14 protein-coding genes and 1 tRNA gene are annotated in these 18,036 nt (G+C 60.7%); 12 read left to right on the top strand and 3 right to left on the bottom strand.

Annotated features, from left to right (window positions below; translation table 11 throughout):
• Positions 1-28 precede the first annotated feature (28 nt).
• The 8 genes from KUA11_RS12860 to speE all read left to right on the top strand — a co-directional run bounded on the left by KUA11_RS12860 (position 29) and on the right by speE (position 7,547).
• Positions 29-104, top strand: a tRNA-Lys gene (locus KUA11_RS12860).
• Positions 105-276: 172 nt separating this feature from the next.
• Complete coding sequence (locus KUA11_RS12855; RefSeq protein ID WP_217410920.1) at positions 277-756, top strand: flagellar basal body-associated FliL family protein; 480 nt, start codon at positions 277-279, stop codon at positions 754-756.
• Positions 753-1,862 carry a flagellar motor switch protein FliM gene (gene fliM, locus KUA11_RS12850; RefSeq protein WP_217410911.1) on the top strand — a complete coding sequence of 370 codons (1,110 nt, stop codon included), beginning with the start codon at positions 753-755 and terminating at the stop codon, positions 1,860-1,862. The genes KUA11_RS12855 and fliM overlap by 4 nt, the downstream gene beginning before the upstream one ends.
• A 17-nt stretch (positions 1,863-1,879) precedes the next feature.
• Positions 1,880-2,416, top strand: coding sequence for a DUF6468 domain-containing protein (locus tag KUA11_RS12845; RefSeq protein WP_217410909.1), 537 nt, complete (start codon positions 1,880-1,882; stop codon positions 2,414-2,416).
• A 5-nt stretch (positions 2,417-2,421) separates the two neighbouring features.
• Positions 2,422-3,192, top strand: coding sequence for a MotE family protein (locus tag KUA11_RS12840; protein WP_217410907.1), 771 nt, complete (start codon positions 2,422-2,424; stop codon positions 3,190-3,192).
• 232 nt (positions 3,193-3,424) lie between these two features.
• Positions 3,425-5,908 (top strand): tetratricopeptide repeat protein, encoded by a 2,484-nt coding sequence (locus tag KUA11_RS12835; RefSeq protein WP_217410905.1) that lies wholly within the window; start codon positions 3,425-3,427, stop codon positions 5,906-5,908.
• Between the two features lie 199 nt (positions 5,909-6,107).
• Positions 6,108-6,572, top strand: coding sequence for an adenosylmethionine decarboxylase (gene speD / locus KUA11_RS12830; RefSeq protein ID WP_217410899.1), 465 nt, complete (start codon positions 6,108-6,110; stop codon positions 6,570-6,572).
• A gap of 105 nt (positions 6,573-6,677) precedes the next feature.
• Entirely contained in the window at positions 6,678-7,547 is an 870-nt protein-coding gene (gene speE, locus KUA11_RS12825) for a polyamine aminopropyltransferase (protein WP_217410893.1), read from the top strand.
• Between the two features lie 62 nt (positions 7,548-7,609).
• Here speE and KUA11_RS12820 read toward each other — a convergent pair whose 3' ends face one another.
• Genes KUA11_RS12820 through xseA form a run of 3 tightly spaced genes read right to left on the bottom strand, consistent with a single transcriptional unit; the run spans position 7,610 to position 10,322 of the window.
• Positions 7,610-8,584, bottom strand: coding sequence for a glycosyltransferase family 2 protein (locus KUA11_RS12820; RefSeq protein WP_217410891.1), 975 nt, complete (start codon positions 8,582-8,584; stop codon positions 7,610-7,612).
• Positions 8,581-8,865, bottom strand: coding sequence for a hypothetical protein (locus KUA11_RS12815; protein WP_217410890.1), 285 nt, complete (start codon positions 8,863-8,865; stop codon positions 8,581-8,583). The genes KUA11_RS12820 and KUA11_RS12815 overlap by 4 nt, the downstream gene beginning before the upstream one ends.
• Positions 8,862-10,322: an exodeoxyribonuclease VII large subunit gene (xseA, locus tag KUA11_RS12810; RefSeq protein WP_217410888.1), complete on the bottom strand. Its 1,461-nt coding sequence runs from the start codon at positions 10,320-10,322 to the stop codon at positions 8,862-8,864. The genes KUA11_RS12815 and xseA overlap by 4 nt, the downstream gene beginning before the upstream one ends.
• Before the next feature lie 97 nt (positions 10,323-10,419).
• On the opposite strand from xseA, the gene purD reads away from it, so the two are divergent.
• The 4 genes from purD (at position 10,420) to gnd (ending at position 18,004) form a co-directional block, all read left to right on the top strand.
• Positions 10,420-11,700, top strand: a complete 1,281-nt coding sequence (purD, locus tag KUA11_RS12805; RefSeq protein ID WP_217410874.1) for a phosphoribosylamine--glycine ligase — start codon at positions 10,420-10,422, stop codon at positions 11,698-11,700.
• A 218-nt stretch (positions 11,701-11,918) separates the two neighbouring features.
• Positions 11,919-14,024, top strand: coding sequence for a transketolase (tkt, locus tag KUA11_RS12800; RefSeq protein ID WP_217410872.1), 2,106 nt, complete (start codon positions 11,919-11,921; stop codon positions 14,022-14,024).
• Between the two features lie 102 nt (positions 14,025-14,126).
• Positions 14,127-16,982 (top strand): bifunctional transaldolase/phosoglucose isomerase, encoded by a 2,856-nt coding sequence (locus KUA11_RS12795; RefSeq protein ID WP_217410870.1) that lies wholly within the window; start codon positions 14,127-14,129, stop codon positions 16,980-16,982.
• A gap of 23 nt (positions 16,983-17,005) precedes the next feature.
• Positions 17,006-18,004, top strand: a complete 999-nt coding sequence (gene gnd / locus KUA11_RS12790; RefSeq protein ID WP_217410868.1) for a phosphogluconate dehydrogenase (NAD(+)-dependent, decarboxylating) — start codon at positions 17,006-17,008, stop codon at positions 18,002-18,004.
• Positions 18,005-18,036 lie beyond the last annotated feature (32 nt).

Raw genomic sequence — 18,036 nt, 5'->3', positions numbered from 1 at the left:
GCGGTCGCCTTTACCCGGGGCGCGTGGCGAGCCGGTAGCTCAGTCGGTAGAGCATTCGACTTTTAATCGAATGGTCGTGGGTTCGAATCCCACCCGGCTCACCATCATTCCTGATGAAAATCTTTCCCCTCGGTGGGGTTCCCCTGCAAAATTAGATGATTCTTAAGCGTCCGGATTTACCTCTCGGAACTGCGAGCGGCTGTCTCTGATTCGTCCCTTATCAGATGGGAGAGGAGGTCGCCGCGATGCAACCAGTCACGCGGTTTCGGGGAACGGATGGCGGAAGAAGAGGAAACGGAAGGCGCTGTGGCGCCTCCGCCCAAAAAGAAAAAGAAGCTGGTGCTGATCGCAGGCGCTGCGGTGGCCGTGGCTCTTCTGGGTGGGGGTGGCTGGTATTATCGCCAGCACTCGGCCGCCAAGCCGGAAAAAACGCCGCCTCAGGCAGTGGTCCAGCAGGAGCCTTTTCTCGTCGATATTCCGACGGTCATCTCGAATTTGGACAGCTCCACGGGGCGGCCGGTTTTCGTGAAGATTTCCGCCAAGCTACAGGTGCGTGGCACGACCCACGATGCTGTCGATGCCCATATGCCCGAGATCCAGAACGTCTTTCAGACCTATCTGCATGAGAGCACCCAGAGCGATTTGGGTGGCAACGGCATCTATCGCCTTCGTGAAGCCCTTCTGGCGCGTCTTGTCGTGCAACTGGCTCCTATTGAAGTACGAGATCTTCTGTTCACGGAATTCCTGATCCAATGAGCGATAGGCAGGACGCAGTGAATTCATCCATCCCACGTCCGGCTCCCACGGCGTCCCTGAACGATCGGACGCCGTTTCCGGACGGCGCTGCGGGCGGCATGGACGGCGAAGATGATCGTCTTCTGGATCAGGCTGAGATCGACAGCCTGATGGGGCATGCCTATGTGCCCGATGAGGCCGAGGGCAAGGCCAGCGGGCTGGAGCGTATCATCGGCTCCGGTGTGGTGACGTATGAGCGGTTTCCCATGTTGGAAATCGTCTTCGACCGACTCATGCGTATTGTTTCCACGTCGTTGCGCAGCTTCACGAACGACAACGTGGATGTGACGCTCGATGGCATCAGTTCCATGCGGTTCGGAGACTATCTGAACTCGGTACCCCCTTCCTGCGTCTTCGCGGTTTTCAAGGCCGAAGAGTGGGAAAATTACGGACTGATGGTGATCGATTCCGCGCTGACCTATTCAATGGTCGATGTCCTTCTTGGTGGTGCGCGGAACCCTCGCACACTCAATGTGGAAGGGCGGGCGCACACGACCATTGAGCGCGCTCTGATCGAGAAGATGGTGCGGCTGGTTCTCGCGGATCTGACCACCGGCTTCGATCCGATCTGTGCAGTCAATTTCCATTTCGAGCGACTGGAAATCAGTTCACGTTTCGCCACGATCTGCCGTTCCTCCAATGCGGTTTTTCTGGCGCGCATGAGGGTGGAGATGGATGATCGCGGCGGCCATATCGATGTGCTGCTGCCCTATGCCACGCTCGAACCCGTGCGGGATCTTCTGGTTCAGCAGTTTATGGGGGAGAAATTCGGACGCGATTCGATATGGGAGACGAATCTGACCGAACATCTTCAGGACACCGATGTGGTTGTCGAGGTCGTACTCGCTGAACAGAAGATGTCGTTTCTGTCGGTATCGGATCTCAAGCCGGGAATGGTTCTGCCGTTCGAACAGGAAGTCGGGCAACCGGTAATGCTGCGGTGCGGTTCCGTGCCGCTTTTCAGTGGCAAGCTTGGGCGCAAGAAGGAACAGATGGCGGTGCGTGTCGAGGAGGATTTCTTGACAGCGCGTGAGAGCTTCGATTCCCCTGATACGCTATATAGCTGAGTATTGGAGATAAATTCATGACCACATTCCAGTATTCAATAGAAATACTCCTCTGTGCACTTCTCTTGATGGGCATTGTGTATAGCATCCATTTGGGGCGTGCTCTTGCTGTTCTGCGCCGTGATCGCCGTGAACTGGCCGATCTGGTGGCGCGGTTGGATGAAAGCGGGCGACGGGCGGAAGATGGGGTGGAGAAACTCCAGACGGCGGCGGATGTGAGTGGCCGAAGCCTCGGCCGCATGATCGATCAGTCGAAAATGTTGAAGCATGAGCTTGAGGCGCTCTCTGAGCGAGCGGATGCCATGGCTGAGCGTCTGGAAGGCTTGTTGCGGCAAGGTAATCGCTCAATGCCGGAGAAACAGACACCCTTCGCTGCCGTCGTTGGGGACAAGGCGGTGAGTGACGAAATGCCCGCGGAGGTAGAAGAAGTGCGCAATCCGCTCGCATCTCTTCCCGCCAGTCCGCCGAACGGGGGAAGCCGCCCCTATGAAACGCGCGCGCGTCAGAAAACGGCAGCGGAACAGGATTTGATCCGCGCACTGCGTATGAGCTGAGGACTATGCCGAAACTGCCGTTTTCCCGTCTTTTCCAGCTTTCCTCCTGTCTCATGGGCGGCCTGCTGACACTCAAGATCTATCTTCTGAGCAGTTCATTGCTGTTCGCGAACACGCCGGAAATGACGGCAAAACAGGCGGCCAAGGTATCATCGACAGCAACGGGAACTCCGCAGGCGGCGAATGTTCCGGTTCAGACAGCGGACAGTTCAACGCCTGCCACCCAGCCGCCAGCAGAGCCCAAAGCCGGCAATGGGAAGGTAGCGGCTACATCACCTTCTCCTTGTGGGGATAAGCCTTGTATCGGACAGGAAAACCGGCCTGACCTCGATGTGGATCATCGTTCGGATTCCGCGCGCAATGAAATACTGACTGATCTTGCTGGACGCACGAAAGAACTCGATCAGGAATCCCAGCGTCTGACCGATCTGAAAAAAGCAATCGATGCGTCACAGGCGATCCTTGATGCCCGGATGCAAAAATATACGCAGGAACAGACATCCCGGGCGGGAGAAACCAAACGTCTCCAGCAACTTGGGGATGCGGATCTCGACAGGCTGGTGAAGATTTATGAGGCCATGGTGCCACGCGACGCAGCTTCCATTTTCAATGTGCTCGATCCGCGTGTGCTTGTTCCCGTCATGGGGCGCATGAATCCGCGCAAGGCTTCGGCAATTCTCGCCAGCATGTCTCCCGAGCGTGCGACCATGACGACCCAGTTGCTCGCGGGACTTCCCCGCAAGCCGGTTGTAGCGCGTGTGGAAACAAATGGTTAAATCCAATAGGCCGTCCGACGGGCCGGGAAGTGCCTGGTAATGGGGCCGGTGTGAATAAATGATGGCGCAGGGCCGGAATTGGGGTGTGTGGGTGCGAACAGGTTTTTCTCTGACGTTATGTCTTGCAACATGTCTGAGTGTTCCTGGCGTGGCCTTTGCCGAAGGCGTGGGGTCTCAGGCTAATCCCGTAAAAACGGGAGGCGATGTTCCGTCTTCGATCGTCGCGAAAAGCATGACTGCCCCTGCTGTAACGTCTCGCGCCCACAAGATAAGTCCGCGTAGTCATGTGACGGGTGAAAAAAAGACCTCCGCGGCTCCTGAGGTGACATCGAATGCGCAGGTAAAAGGCGTCAACGCGTTGCCGTCGGAATGGCAGGCCCAGCGAATCGGTCAGCAGCCAGACAGCCAGGATGTCGTGACAACGCCTGTGCCGGCTGCACCGGACAAGACGGTTGCAGCACCAACCGCAGGTGCGTCGCCTGCGGGTTCTTCCGCTTCCGATCAAAGGAGCGATTCCACCGGGCAGGCTGCCGTGGAACGGATATTTCTCCCATTCGGAGATACCACCGCAGTGGCGGGATTTTGGAGTGGCAACGATTTCCTTCTTGTCGCGGATCGTGCGGTGCCCATGGATGCCAGCGCTCTGAAGGATACAGGCCCATTCTCGCATGCCAGCGTGCAGACGATGGGGAACACCACGGTGGTTTCGATTCATTTCGATCAGACCCGTGCACTGGGTTTGCACAAGCAGACGGGTGGATGGATTCTGTCGCTTGTGCACCCGCAGGATGAAGGAGCACATCGTTCGTCCATTCTCCCAGAACAGCGCGATGGTGGCCTGCTTTACCCTCTGCCAGGTGCGGGGCGGGTGATCGAGATCGCGGATCCGGCGTCGGGCGCGCGTCTGCTGGTGGCCCCTTCATCGACGGAGGTACCCGGTTCCGTGCTGACCCGGCATCATGTTGGCTATGAACTCCGACCTTCTCTGCAGGGACTGGTTTTTGCTGTCGAATCCGACCAGGTCGAAGTGCGTAACGGTGATGGCGGCCCCTTTCTCGATATTCTTGGGAAAAACGGGATTCCCTTGGCCGGTGGGGCATCGGGTCGTGTGGCGGATGATCGGGTTGACTGGGCGTGGTTGGGGTTGAGGGCGCTGCCTTCTCCCATGCTGCGAGAGGATTATCGTCGTCTGTGGACACGGGCGGCCATGCTGCCCCCGCCCCAACGTGACGAGGCGCGGCTGGCGGCGGCACGTGCAGCCTTTGCCATGGGAGATGCGCCCGGAGCACGGGCCATTCTGGCGACTGCCATTCAGGACCGCCCCGATCTTGCTTCGCTGCCCAATGTTGCCTTCCTTCAGGCGGCGTCCGAACTTCTGGCGGGGAATACGGCGGGTGCGGGTGCGCTGGAAAGCCCGGAAGCGGGAGCGGATGGCGTGTTGTGGCGCGGCCTCTACATGGCGCGCAGTGGCGGCAATCCGAAACGCGCTGCGTCCCTACTGGCTGAGGGATACCTGCAACTTCGGGATTACCCTGAGCCTTTGCGCCAGAAACTTGCGCCGGAGATCGCGCACTACATCGCGCAGTATGGGTCTGATGAGGATCGAACGGTTCTGACGCAACAGGACACCCCACCTCTGGATGACCTGACGCAGGCTCTTCTGACGTTACGTAATGGCGATCAGGAGAAAGCCTTGGGCATGTTCAGCCATCTGGCTGCGTCCAAGGATCCTGTTGTGTCGGAACGGGGTAATGAAGAGGCCATTGCTCTGAAGCTGGCCATGAAACGGATTCGTCCGGCTGAGGCCGCCACGGCCTATGATCGGCTGCTCTTTGCGGCCCGTCAGGCCGGTCGCGAAAAAGACGTGCGACACGGCTTGATCGATGCGCTCATGCAGGCAGGAGAATGGCCTCGTGCGCTTGTGGCGCTCGACAAGTCCGTGGAACTTTTCCCCGAAGAACGGGTCAGTCTTACACCGAAGGTGGAAGAGATACTCATTCATCTAGCCGAAAGCAGTGCGGATGAACACAGCGGTGCGGATACGATCGACACTGTGGCGATGATCCAGAGCCACGTGGATCAGATTCCCGACGGTCCCGCCAAGGGCCGGATTCTTGCCGGTCTGGGGCAGAAACTGATGGCAATCGGTCTGCCGGGAAAAGCGGCTACGGCGTTTGAACGGGCGCTTCCGCTGGCGCCCGATGAAACACATCGGGCTGCATGGGGTGGGGAACTTGCGCAGGCCGATATAGCGGCTCAGCGTCTGGGACAGGCGCGGCGTGCTCTGGATGAAACGGCCGATACGTCTGTGGATGGGGATGTCGCGTCAAAACGCCGGGTCATTGCAGCGGGGCTGCTCTTGCGGGAGGGAAACCGCGATCAGGCTCTGCTGATGCTGGCTCAGGATGAGAGTGATGCCTCGCTGGATTTGCGTGGACGCATCCTTGAGGAACAGCGGAAATGGCCGGACGCTGTGCTTGTCGTCGGGCGTCTGGCCACTCATGCACTGCCTGAGACGGGTGCGCTGTCTCTCTCGCAGCAGGAACTGGCTTTGCGTCTGGCGACGGATGCGGCGCGGGCGAATGACTGGGGGACATTGGACCGGCTGCGTGAATGGGTGGGAAGTCGCAAGATGACACCGGAGCGTCAGCGGGTGTTCAATCTGCTCGTAACATCACCGGAAGAGGATCTCCGCCGACGGGCGGAAGCGCCGTGAGTGGCGAAATGGTTCCTATGTCGAAATGGTGTTGCAAAGAAAGAGAGCAAGGCCAAGTCAAACGCGCTGACGTAAAAATGTAACTGGCGTGTCGCACGAATTTTCTTGCAACACGTAAGAGGAAGCCCTATCAACCGCGCTTCTTGGCCCAAGGGGGCGATTTCGCCCAACAGGCTGTCTACTGGTTTGGGGGTACGTCATGAACGCACTTGCTCAACTGGGGATGGTCTCGGAACTCCCGAGCAATAACCAGATTTCTGCCATCGCTGAGTCCTGTGAGGACGAGCGGAAGGATTATTTCGTCGAACGGGACGGCGAAAAGTTTGCTGGCACTCATCTTCTGATCGATCTGTGGGAAGCGACCAATCTGGACGATCCCAAGCGGATTGATGAAACGCTGTGCGAGGCCGCTGTGGCTGCGGGCGCCACGATTCTGCACAGTCATTTCCACCATTTCTCCCCCAATGGCGGCGTGTCCGGTGTGGTGGTTTTGGCGGAGAGCCATATCTCCATCCACACATGGCCTGAGCGTGACTTCGCAGCCGTTGACATCTTCATGTGTGGCGAGTGCGATCCGCACCTGTCCATTCCTGTGATGCAGCGTCTGTTTCAGGCAAAGCGCGTGCTGGTGGACGAGCAGCGCCGTGGACGTGTGGCGGCCTGAGCGTCGTCACGTCCCGAGAGACCATCCGAAAATCACGATATGTCTTCTTGCCCGATTGAAAGATCGGATGGGGAGGCGTGTCGTTTCCTATGTGGAGAGACCGCTATGGCCGAGCAATGGCTGAACGAAGGACTGTACGACAGCTGGGGACAGCGTTTCCGGGTGCGTAAGGAACTCGCGCACGTCAAAAGTCCTTTTCAGGACATTGTGGTGTTTGAAAGCGACTCCCACGGACGGGTGCTCATGCTTGATGGCGTGGTGCAGATCACGGAAGCGGACGAGTTCGTTTATCAGGAAATGCTGACGCATGTTCCGCTGTTCACACACCCCGATCCCAAGCGTGTGTTGATTATCGGCGCGGGCGATGGTGGCGTGCTGCGTCGGGTGCTGGAGCACAAGGCGGTCGAGAAGGCCGTCATGGTAGAAATCGATGGTGCTGTCATCGAACTTTCCAAGAAGCATTTGCCGATGATCGCGGGCGAGGCGTGGAATGATACGCGCGCGGATGTGATCGTGGGTGATGGCATTGCCTATGTAGCGGAAGCTCCGGATGCGTCGTTCGATGTCATCATCGTGGACAGCACCGATCCGATCGGTGTGGGCGAGGTTCTGTTTACCGACAGTTTCTATGAGCATTGTGCGCGTATTCTCGGGCCTGAGGGCCTGATCGTTAACCAGTGTGGCGTGCCCTTCATGCAGGCGGATGAACTGCGTGAGACGAGCCTGCGCCGTGCGAAGTTCTTTCCTCATGTCTCCGCTTATGTCGCGGCTGTGCCCACCTATGTCGGAGGTTTCATGACGCTGGGCATCGCAGCGAAAGGAAGCGATCCGACACAGCAGGATACCGTTCATGTGCGCAATCGTGCGCAATCATCCGGCATTCTTGGAAAGACGCTGTACTGGACGCCGGAAATTCACACGGGATCGTTCAATCTTCCGCCCTATATTTCCAAGCATCTGCCTCAGAAAGACTGATTCGCTTTTGAAGAGAGGCGCTGTCAGGTGATTTCATACAGCGCTGCTTTGAACATGAGTGTTCAGGGCAGCGCTTTTTCGTGTCTGACCTTGACGGTTTTGCCATAGGGGCCGCCCCAGCGCTTCATGCCGTCGTGCAGGGCGTGCAGCATGAAGCGAAGTCGGGTCAGGCGTGCATCGCCCACAAGCACGAAGGCCACGAGGGAGAAAGACGCCCGGCTCAGGAAATAGCGTTTCCAGCACATGGGAATATAGGATCGTTGCGCAAGGAGCAGGCAGTTGCGCGTGAAGTAGTAATTCCGGATCGGCGCATGCATGGTGATGGAGCGTCCGAAAAGCCGTGCGCGCCGGTCTCCGATCCTGTGGCTGATGGCGTGCGATAGCGAGAGAACGCAGCGATAGCCAGCACTTGCGGCGCGTAAGCACCATTCCAGATCGACCAGATCTATGAAGAGATCCTCTTCCATCATGCCGACATCTTTTAACGTGGTCATGGGAATGAACGAGCCTGAGGCGATGACGAAATCCGTTTCCGCGAAACGTCCCGTATCACCGGACAGATCGAGACGGCGGATCTGTCCGTCCATCGTGCGGAAAGCGGCAGCGGGCCGTCCGGTGTAATAGTCACGGTAGGGCAGGCCGATGGCCGCAAGACGGAGCCCTTCCTTTTGCAGATGGTAGGCGTCGTCGAGAAGTGCGGCGATGATGCCGGGGGGGGTGACCGTGTCCTGATCGAGCAGGAACACGAAATCCGCATCGGCCTGCAGCCGGATGCCATGGTTCTGGGCGGAGGCAATGCCCTCATTGGAACCAAGAGCCACCAGCGTGACATCGTGACGGTCTATTTCATGGCGCAGCTCCGCAATGTTGGCGGAGCCATTATCCACAACTGTCACGGAGCAAGACTCGTCTTTAAGAGCATCCAGAGACGCTCGTAGAAGGTCCATGTCGGGATTGTAGGTGATGACGATGCAGGCTACCCGCCCCGACGGAGTGGCCGCTTCACATGAATTGGGAAGACTCCCGTTCAGTATCATGGCCCCTTGGCGGCGGCCGGATGATCTTCGGACGCGGGAGGGCAGGGCGTCCCCTTGTCGGCTGCGATTTCGGATGTCTGGCAGTTTGTATGGGACACATTGGCGACCTGTCGCAGACCGGACAGGAACGACGTTCCCATATAGACGACCAGCGCCAACGATATGAAGACGAGCATGCCGATGGTGAGAAGTTTCACAGCCGGGTGCTGGTCGAGTTCCCGGTCAACGGGGGGCATGGCCACGGGGTCGGTTTTCGGCGCCCTGAAATTGGGTTTCTTCACAGGTCCAGCATCCCTTGAGTGGTGGTCGGGCGGCCCTCGATTCGGGCCTCGCGCGTGGCATCCGCGAACACCAGCGCTACATCCTGTCCAGATTTCAGCCCGGCGGCGCGAGTGATCGGTTCACCGTTATGATCACGGACGAGAACATAACCACGTTCCAGAACGGCACGTGGTGAGACGGATTCTAGCAGACTGCTCAATCCGGAGATGCGCGTCCGGCGTTCACGGCACAAGGCTTCGAGCGGTGCGGGGGAGAGACGAACGCGTCCGAGCCGGGCCTCGGCTGCCTTGCTGGAAGCGAGAGCCGCGGCATCCAACGCGGCTGTGCGAAGCGCAAGTCGGGCGCGGGCCGTGTCGATCAGCGATTTCGGCGGCGGCATGTGCCGCTCGGCCTGCATCAGGGCGGCACGGCGACGCTCCACTAGTGCGGGAAGAGCGAGTTCCAGCCGGTGCGCGCGATCATCAAGCCGCATCCGTGCTGTTGCCAGCAGGGAAGGAAGATCGGGGAGCGCGGCGGCGGCTCGGTCGAGGCGCAGTCGGGCGTTCTGGGTGATACGGGTCAGGGCGCTGCCCATGCGGGCGACGCGGTGCGTGAGATCAGCCAGCAGCTCGTCGCGCACGGGCACGGCCATTTCGGCGGCGGCAGTAGGCGTGGGCGCGCGAACGTCCGAGACGAAGTCGATCAGCGTCGTGTCCGTCTCATGTCCCACGGCGGAAATGACGGGGATGCGACAGGCGGCGACAGCGCGCAGCACGGCTTCGTCATTGAAGGCCATCAGGTCTTCCAGAGAGCCACCGCCGCGCGCAACGATCAATACGTCGGGACGCGGCAGCTTGGCCCCCGGCCCCGGATGACCGACTTCGGCAAAACCCTCGATGGCTCCGGCAATCTGGGCGGCGGCCCCTTCACCCTGCACGGCCACGGGCCAGATCAGCAGCGTGCGGGGAAAGCGGCGCGCGATGGTGGTGCGGATGTCGTGCAGCACCGCGCCCTGAAGCGAGGTGACGATACCAATCACACGCGGCAGACGCGGAATGGGCCGCTTGCGCTTGGCGTCGAACAGTCCTTCCTGCGCGAGTTTTTGGCGCAGACGTTCGATACGGGCGAGCAGCGCGCCTTCACCCGCATATTCCATCTTCTCGACAATGAGCTGGTAGCTCGACCGTTCGCCATAAGCCGAGACGCGGCCCGTTGCGATGATCTCCAGCCCGTTTTCCGGCACCAGCCCAAGCCGTGAGACGGAGCCGCGCCAGACCACGCCCGAGAGCTTGCCGCGCTCGTCCTTGAGCGAGAAGTAGAGATGCCCCGAACTGTAGCGTTTGAACTCGGTGATCTCGCCACGCACCCGCACGCGCCCGAAGGTGCTTTCCAGCGTCTGCCGGATGGCGCCCGAAATCTCGGAGACCGAGTATTCCGGCACGTTACCGAAAGGGGATGTCGCGGGGTGATCGTCCATGGCGCGACCCTATGCTATAGGCGCGTCACCCTCAACCGGGATAAGGCCCGCATTGACCGTGCATGTGGGATGTCCGGCGTCGGAGAAGGAAGGCACGATGAAGGTTCTGTTGGTTGGATCAGGCGGTCGCGAGCATGCGCTGGCGACGGCGCTGGCGGCATCGCCAGCCCTGACGAAGCTGTTCATCGCGCCGGGCAATCCGGGCACGGCAGCGTGCGGCACGAATGTCGCGATTGCGGCAGGCGATGTGGTTGCGCTGGCGGCCTTTGCGCAGCGCGAGAGCATCGACCTTGTCGTCCCCGGTCCCGAAGCGCCGCTGGTGGCGGGGCTTGCTGATGCGTGCGTGAAAGTTGGCATTGCCTGCGCCGGTCCGACGCAGGCGGCAGCCCAGCTTGAAGGCAGCAAGAGCTTTACCAAGGAAGTGTGCGATGCCGCCGGCATTCCCACGGCGAAGTGGGAACGCTTTACCGATGCCGCGCATGCCATCGCTTTCGTGCGGCGTCGTGGTGGGCCGATCGTGGTCAAGGCCGACGGACTGGCGGCGGGCAAGGGCGTAGTCGTGGCCCAGACGGCTGAGGAAGCCGAGGGCGCCATCATTGATATGATGACGTCCGACAAGCTGGGTGACGCTGGCAAATCGGTGGTGATCGAAGAGTGTCTCGTGGGTGAGGAGGTCTCGCTCTTTGCTTTCTGTTCCGGTGAGACGGCGGTGCTGATCGGGGCTGCGCAGGACCATAAGCGCATCGGGGATGGGGACACGGGGCCGAACACCGGCGGCATGGGCGCGGTTTCGCCGCCTGCGGGATTTGACCGCGCGGCTCAGGAAAAGGCGCTGGATGTGCTTGTGCGCCCCATGCTGGCGGAGATGGCGCGGCGTGGCACGCCGTTTCGTGGAGTGATCTTCGCGGGACTGATGCTCACGAATGAGGGACCGAAGCTGATCGAATACAATGTGCGCTTTGGTGACCCGGAGGCGCAGGCGTTGTTGATCCGCCTGACCACCGATCTGCTTCCGGCGCTGGATGCACTGGCGAAGGATCGGCTCGCTGATGTGCAGATCGGGTTCTCTGAGGAGGCTTCGGCTGCCGTGGTCATGGCAGCCAAGGGCTATCCGGGGGATTACGTAAAGGGCGGTTGCATCGAAGGGCTGGATGCGGCCGAGGCTATTCCCGGCGTGCGCGTGTTTCAGGCGGGAACAGCTCTGAATCGCGAAGGGCAGCTTGTGGCATCGGGTGGTCGCGTCCTGACGGTCTGCGCCACGGCCCCCACGATGAAAGAAGCGGTTGAGACGGCCTATCGCGGTGTGGCCGCCATTCGCTGGGATGACGCGGTGTGGCGGCGCGATATCGGGGCGCGTGCTCTTTCCGCGGAACATTGAAATAAGGTGAACACTCCTGCTCACAAGAGCGTGATGTGGGAAACCATGGGGAAGGGCCGGGCTTGAATCCGGCAGTTTCCCCGCTTCTTCGTGCGGATGAGGACACGCCTTGCCGGAGGCCGGACCGCGTGGGATGGTAACGCCCTGATTTTTGGGACGTCCGTCCGGTTGAACTTCATCCATCGCAGGTCTGACTGATACTTAGGGGATCGTTTGCAATGCGTTCTTTCCACGCTGCTTTCGCAGTTCGGGCGCCGGAAACTGGCGGGGCCGCTGGTCATGACATGGACCGGACCTGCATCGACACCATTCGCACGCTGTCGATGGACGCCGTGCAGAAGGCCAATTCCGGTCATCCGGGCACGGCCATGGCGCTCGCCCCCGTGGCCTACACGATCTGGCAGGACGTGCTGAACTACGATCCGGCCAACCCGCTGTGGCCAGCGCGTGACCGCTTCGTGCTGTCAGTGGGTCATGCGTCAATGCTGCTGTATTCGTTGATCTGCCTGAGTGGCATCCGCGACGTGAAAGATGGCAAGGTGATGAACGCGCCGTCGCTCACGGTAGAAGACCTTGAGCAGTTCCGTCAGTTTGGCTCCAAGACGCCCGGTCATCCGGAATACCATCATACAGCGGGCGTCGAGACCACGACCGGCCCGCTTGGGCAGGGCTGTGGCAATTCGGTTGGCATGGCGATTGCCGAGAAGTGGCTGGCCGCGCGCTTCAACAAGCCCGGCTTCAAACTGTTCGACCACCATGTGTACACGCTCTGCGGCGATGGCGACATGATGGAGGGCGTGTCCAGTGAGGCGGCGTCCACGGCAGGACACCTCAAGCTGGGCAATTTGATCTGGCTGTATGATGCAAACCAGATTTCCATCGAAGGCTCGACGGACATTGCTTTCACGGAAAACGTGGGCAAGCGGTTCGAGGCATATGGCTGGCAGGTGCTCACGCTGGAAGACGCCAACGACACCACCGTGCTCAAGAAGCTGCTGGCGGAGGCGAAGGCCGAGACGCAGAAGCCGACGATGATCGTTGTGCACTCCGTCATTGCGTGGGGCGCACCGCACAAGGCCGGCACGGCGGCAGCGCATGGCGAACCGCTGGGTGTGGACGAGATCCGCGAGACCAAGCGCGCCTATGGCTGGCCGGAGGACAGGTCCTTCTATGTGCCCGAAGGCGTGATGGCGCATTTCCAGCAGGGTCTTGGCGCACGTGGTGCGGCGGCGAGCAAGGCGTGGAACGATCTGTTCGCGGCTTATCGCAAGGAATACCCCGATCTGGCGGCGGAGCTGGACCTGATCCTGTCCGGCAAGCTGCCTGAGGGTTGGGACGCGGACATCCCGAGCTATCCGGCGGATGCAAAAGGCATCGCGACCCGCGCCAGTTCGGGTGAGGTGGAGAATGCGGTTGCGAAAAACCTGCCATGGCTGATCGGTGGTTCGGCGGATCTTGCGCCCTCGACCAAGACGCTCATCAAGAATGGCGGTGCGTTTCAGCCGGAAGGGTGGGGCGGCTCGTATGCGGGGCGCAACTTCCATTTCGGCGTGCGCGAGCATGCGATGGGCGCCATCGTCAACGGCATGGCGCTTTCGGGCGTGCGGCCTTATGGCGCGGGCTTCCTGATCTTCTCGGATTACATGAAGGCGCCGATCCGCCTGTCGGCGCTGATGAAACTGCCTTCGATCTTTATCTTCACGCACGATTCCATCGGTGTGGGCGAAGACGGTCCGACGCATCAGCCCATCGAGCAGCTTGTGCAGCTTCGCGCGACGCCGGGCGTGGTCACGATCCGTCCGGGCGATGCCAACGAAGTGGCGGAGGCGTGGCGCACGCTGATTCCGTTCCGTGATCGTCCGGCGGTGCTTGCTCTGAGCCGCCAGAATCTGCCGACGCTGGATCGCAGTAAATATGCCTCTGCCGCTGGTCTGGCGAAGGGCGCGTATGTGCTGGCGGACAGCGGCAAGACGCCGGCCGTCATTCTGATTGCGACGGGCAGCGAGCTGTCGCTGGCAGTCGAAGCTTATGAGAAGCTGACCGCTGAGGGTGTGGCGGCGCGTGTGGTGTCCATGCCGTCGTGGGAACTGTTCGAAGAGCAGCCGCAATCCTACCGTGACGAGGTGTTGCCACCCTCCGTCACCGCCCGCGTGGCGGTGGAGGCGGCTTCTCCCATTGGCTGGCATCGTTATGTCGGTCTGACGGGTGAGGTCGTGTGCATGCACGGCTTCGGGGCATCCGCACCGGCGTCGGCCCTGATGAAAGCGTTCGGCTTTACGGTGGAGAATGTGCTGTCCGCCGCTCGCAGGCAGGCGGGCATCTAGGAGGCTTCAAGCTCCGCATTCCGACCGGGGTGCGGGGCTTATGCTTTGTTGAGTAAAATTGTTCGGCCCGGACCATGCGCCGAACCCTGAGGAGAGTTGGTCATGAATGCCTCGTCCGTTGCCGGGAAAAGCCCGTTATGTGCACTGGAGAAGTCTGGACAGTCTCCTTGGCTGGACTTCGTGCGCCGGGGCTACACGCGCGACGGGTCGATGGCGGCCCTGATCGAACATGACGGTGTGACGGGTGTGACGTCCAACCCGGCCATCTTCCAGAAGGCCATGGGCGAGGGCACGGATTATGACGCGCAGTTCCACGACATTCTCGCGCATGAGATTGTCTCGGCCGGTGCGTTGTATGAGCGTCTGGCCATCACCGATATCCGCGAAGTGGCCAAGCTGCTGCGTCCGGTATTCGACCGCACCAAAATGACGGACGGCTATGTCAGCCTGGAGGTTTCGCCCTATCTGGCACGCGACACCGAAGGCACGATCGAGGAGGCTGGACGCCTGTGGAGTGCCGTGGCTGAGCCGAATCTTATGATCAAGATTCCGGGCACGAAAGAGGGCCTGCCCGCGATTGAGCGCAAGATCGCGGACGGCGTGAACATCAACGTCACGCTGCTGTTCTCTCTGGAGCGCTACAAGGCGGTGGTGGAAGCGTGGCTTTCGGGGCTTGAAAAGCGCCACGCCGAAGGCAAGCCGGTGGCGGGTGTTGCCTCTGTGGCCTCGTTCTTTGTCAGCCGCGTGGATGGTAAGGTGGACGCGGAGATCGACCGCCGTGTGAAGGCGGGTGATGCGGAGGCTGAGGCGCTCAAGGCCCTGCGTGGCAAGGTGGCGATCGCCAACGCCAAGATGGCCTATCAGCACTGGCTGGATGTGATGAAAAGCCCGCGCTGGACGAAGCTGAAAGACGCTGGAGCCCAGCCGCAGCGCCTGCTCTGGGCCTCAACGGGTACCAAGGACAAGGCGTATAGCGATGTGCTGTATGTCGAAGAACTGATTGGCCCGGAGACGGTCAACACCATTCCGCCCGTGACGCTCGATGCCTTCCGCGATCATGGCAAAGTGCGCGAATCTCTGCTGGAAAACGTGGACGATGCCCACAAGGTGATGGCGGAGGTGGTGCGCCTGAAGATCGATCTGCCTGCGATCACCGCGCGTCTGGAAGATGAAGGCGTGGTGTCGTTCGAGGAAGCGTTCGACGGTCTTCTTGGCTCGGTGGCGAAGAAGCAGGCGGCGTTTCTTGGCAACAAGCTGACCGAAACGAAACTCTCGCTGCCAACCGAATTCGACGCGGCAGTGAAGGATGGTCTTGAGACGTGGCGTAAGGACGGCACGATCCGTAAGCTGTGGGCGCGCGATGCCTCGGTGTGGACCAGCACGACGGAAGCGAACTGGCTCAAATGGCTGGACATCGTGGATGATCGTCTGGAGCATCTGTCGGAACTGGAAACATTTCAGAACGAGGTGAAAGCGCGCGGCTTCAAGCAGGTGCTGCTGCTGGGCATGGGCGGTTCTAGCCTCGGGCCGGAAGTGCTGGCCATGACGTTCGGCAAGCATGAAGGCTTTGGGCATCTGTATGTGCTTGACAGCACAGACCCGCAGCAGGTCCGCACGTTTGAGGGCAAGATCGATCCGAAGGAGACGCTGTTCATCGTCTCGTCCAAATCCGGCAGCACGCTGGAGCCCAACATCATGCTGTCCTACTTCTTCGATGTGGCGAAGAAGGCGATTGGCGAGAACGCGGGCCATCATTTCGTCGCCGTGACCGATCCGGGATCGGCGCTGGAAGCGCGCGCAAAGAAGGACGGCTTCTGGAAAGTCTTCCACGGCGTCAAACAGATCGGTGGCCGATATTCCGTACTGTCGAATTTCGGCATGGTGCCGGCGGCGGCGTCCGGTGTGCCGCTCAGGCTGTTCCTTGAGGATGCGCTGCGGGGCGTGCGGGCGTGCGACGCAAGCGTGCCGCCCGCCGTCAATCCGGGCGTGTTGCTTGGCACCGTGTTCGGTGTGGGCGCGACAAAGTTCGGACGTGACAAGATCACCATTATTTCCACGAAGCAGGTGATGGATTTCGGCGCATGGGCCGAGCAGCTTGTCGCGGAATCCACCGGCAAGCAGGGCAAGGGGCTGATCCCCATCGATGACGAGACGCTGGCTGGGCCCGTGCACTACGGCACGGATCGCCTGTTCGTCTATTTCCGTCTGGCCACCGAGCATTCGCATGAGCAGGACGAGGCTGTGCGCACCCTGATCGACGCCGGTCAGCCGGTGGTGACGATCAACCTGCATGAGCGCCGCCAGATCGCGCAGGAGTTCTTCCGCTGGGAGATCGCGACCGCTGTTTCGGGTGCGTTCCTGCACATCAATCCATTCGATCAGCCGGATGTGGAAGCCAGCAAGATCGCCACCAAGAAGCTGACGGCAGCCTATAACGAGACCGGTGCGCTGCCTGCGGAAACGCCGTTTGCGGTCGATGGTGATCTGGCTTTCTTTGCAGATGCGAAGAACGCGGGCGCTGTGAAGGGCGCGGAGGCGAAAGCCATCCTGAAAGCGCATTTCGACCGTGTGAAGGCGGGCGATTACGTGGGGCTGCTGGCTTATATCGAGCGTGACCGGGCGAGCATCGAGTGGATTCAGCATCTGCGTCTGGCCATTCGAGATGCAAAGACCGTGGCCACGGCCGCCGAGTTCGGGCCGCGTTTCCTGCACTCCACCGGACAGGCCTACAAGGGAGGCCCTGACACGGGCGTGTTTCTTCAGATCACGGCGGATGATGCTCACGATCTGCCGGTACCGGGTGAGCGTTACAGCTTTGGCGTGGTGAAAGCGGCGCAGGCGCGTGGCGATTTCGACGTGCTGGCCGAACGCGGGCGTCGTGCGTTGCGGGTTCACATCAAGGGCGATCTGAAGGCGGGACTTGCGCGTCTGTCCACGCTCATCCGCGCCGCACTCTGAGAGACAAGAGGAAAGACAAGCACATGCAGATCGGAATCATCGGTCTTGGCCGCATGGGCGGCAACATCGCCGTCCGCCTGACCCGCCATGGGCATGATGTCGTGGTCTATGACCGTGATCCCGAGACCGTGCGTGCTGTCGTGGGGCGTGCGGAGGATGGACGTGCTGTCGGTGCATCCAGCGACACCGATCTGGTGAGCAAGCTTACGGGTGAGCGCAAGATCGTGTGGCTGATGTTGCCAGCGGGCGAGATCACGGAAGCCGCCGTAACATCGGTTGGCGCGTTGCTTGGGAAAGGCGACATCCTGATCGATGGCGGCAACACGTTCTACAAGGACGATATTCGCCGCGCGGCCGAGTTGCGGCAACGTGGTGTGGAATATGTCGATGTCGGCACGTCCGGCGGCGTGTGGGGGCTGGAGCGCGGCTACTGCATGATGTTCGGCGGCGAGAAGGACGTGGTCGAGCATATCGATCCGATCCTGCGTGCGCTGGCGCCGGGCATGGGCGATATCGCGCGTACGCCGGGACGTGATCGCGAAGGTCTCGATCCACGGGCCGAGCAGGGCTACCTTCACTGCGGTCCCGCAGGGTCGGGTCATTTCGTGAAGATGGTCCATAACGGCATCGAATACGGAATGATGCAGGCCTTTGCGGAAGGTTTTGACGTCATGAAGTGCAAGGACTCCCCGCTTCTGGCGGAGGATCAGCGCTATAGTCTGAACATGGCCGATATCGCGGAGGTCTGGCGTCGCGGCAGCGTTGTGTCATCGTGGCTGCTGGATCTGACGGCGGAAGCCATGGCGAAAAATGGCGAATTGTCGGAGTTCTCCGGTCAGGTGAAGGATTCGGGCGAGGGACGCTGGACGATCGAGGCGGCGATCGAGGAATCGGTGCCGGTGCCGGTAATGACGGCGGCGCTGTTCACGCGCTTTCGTTCGCGCTCGGGCAACACCTATGCCGAGAAAGTGCTATCCGCCATGCGGTTCGGATTTGGTGGCCATGTGGAAAAGGGAAACTGAGTGACGGCCTGAAAAGCCGCCTTCAGGGGAGA

This window comes from Acetobacter estunensis, from assembly GCF_019083805.1.
Classification (GTDB): domain Bacteria; phylum Pseudomonadota; class Alphaproteobacteria; order Acetobacterales; family Acetobacteraceae; genus Acetobacter; species Acetobacter estunensis_A.
The sequence above is the reverse complement of the archived record's forward strand: the minus strand, read 5'-3'. Positions and strand labels throughout refer to the sequence as shown.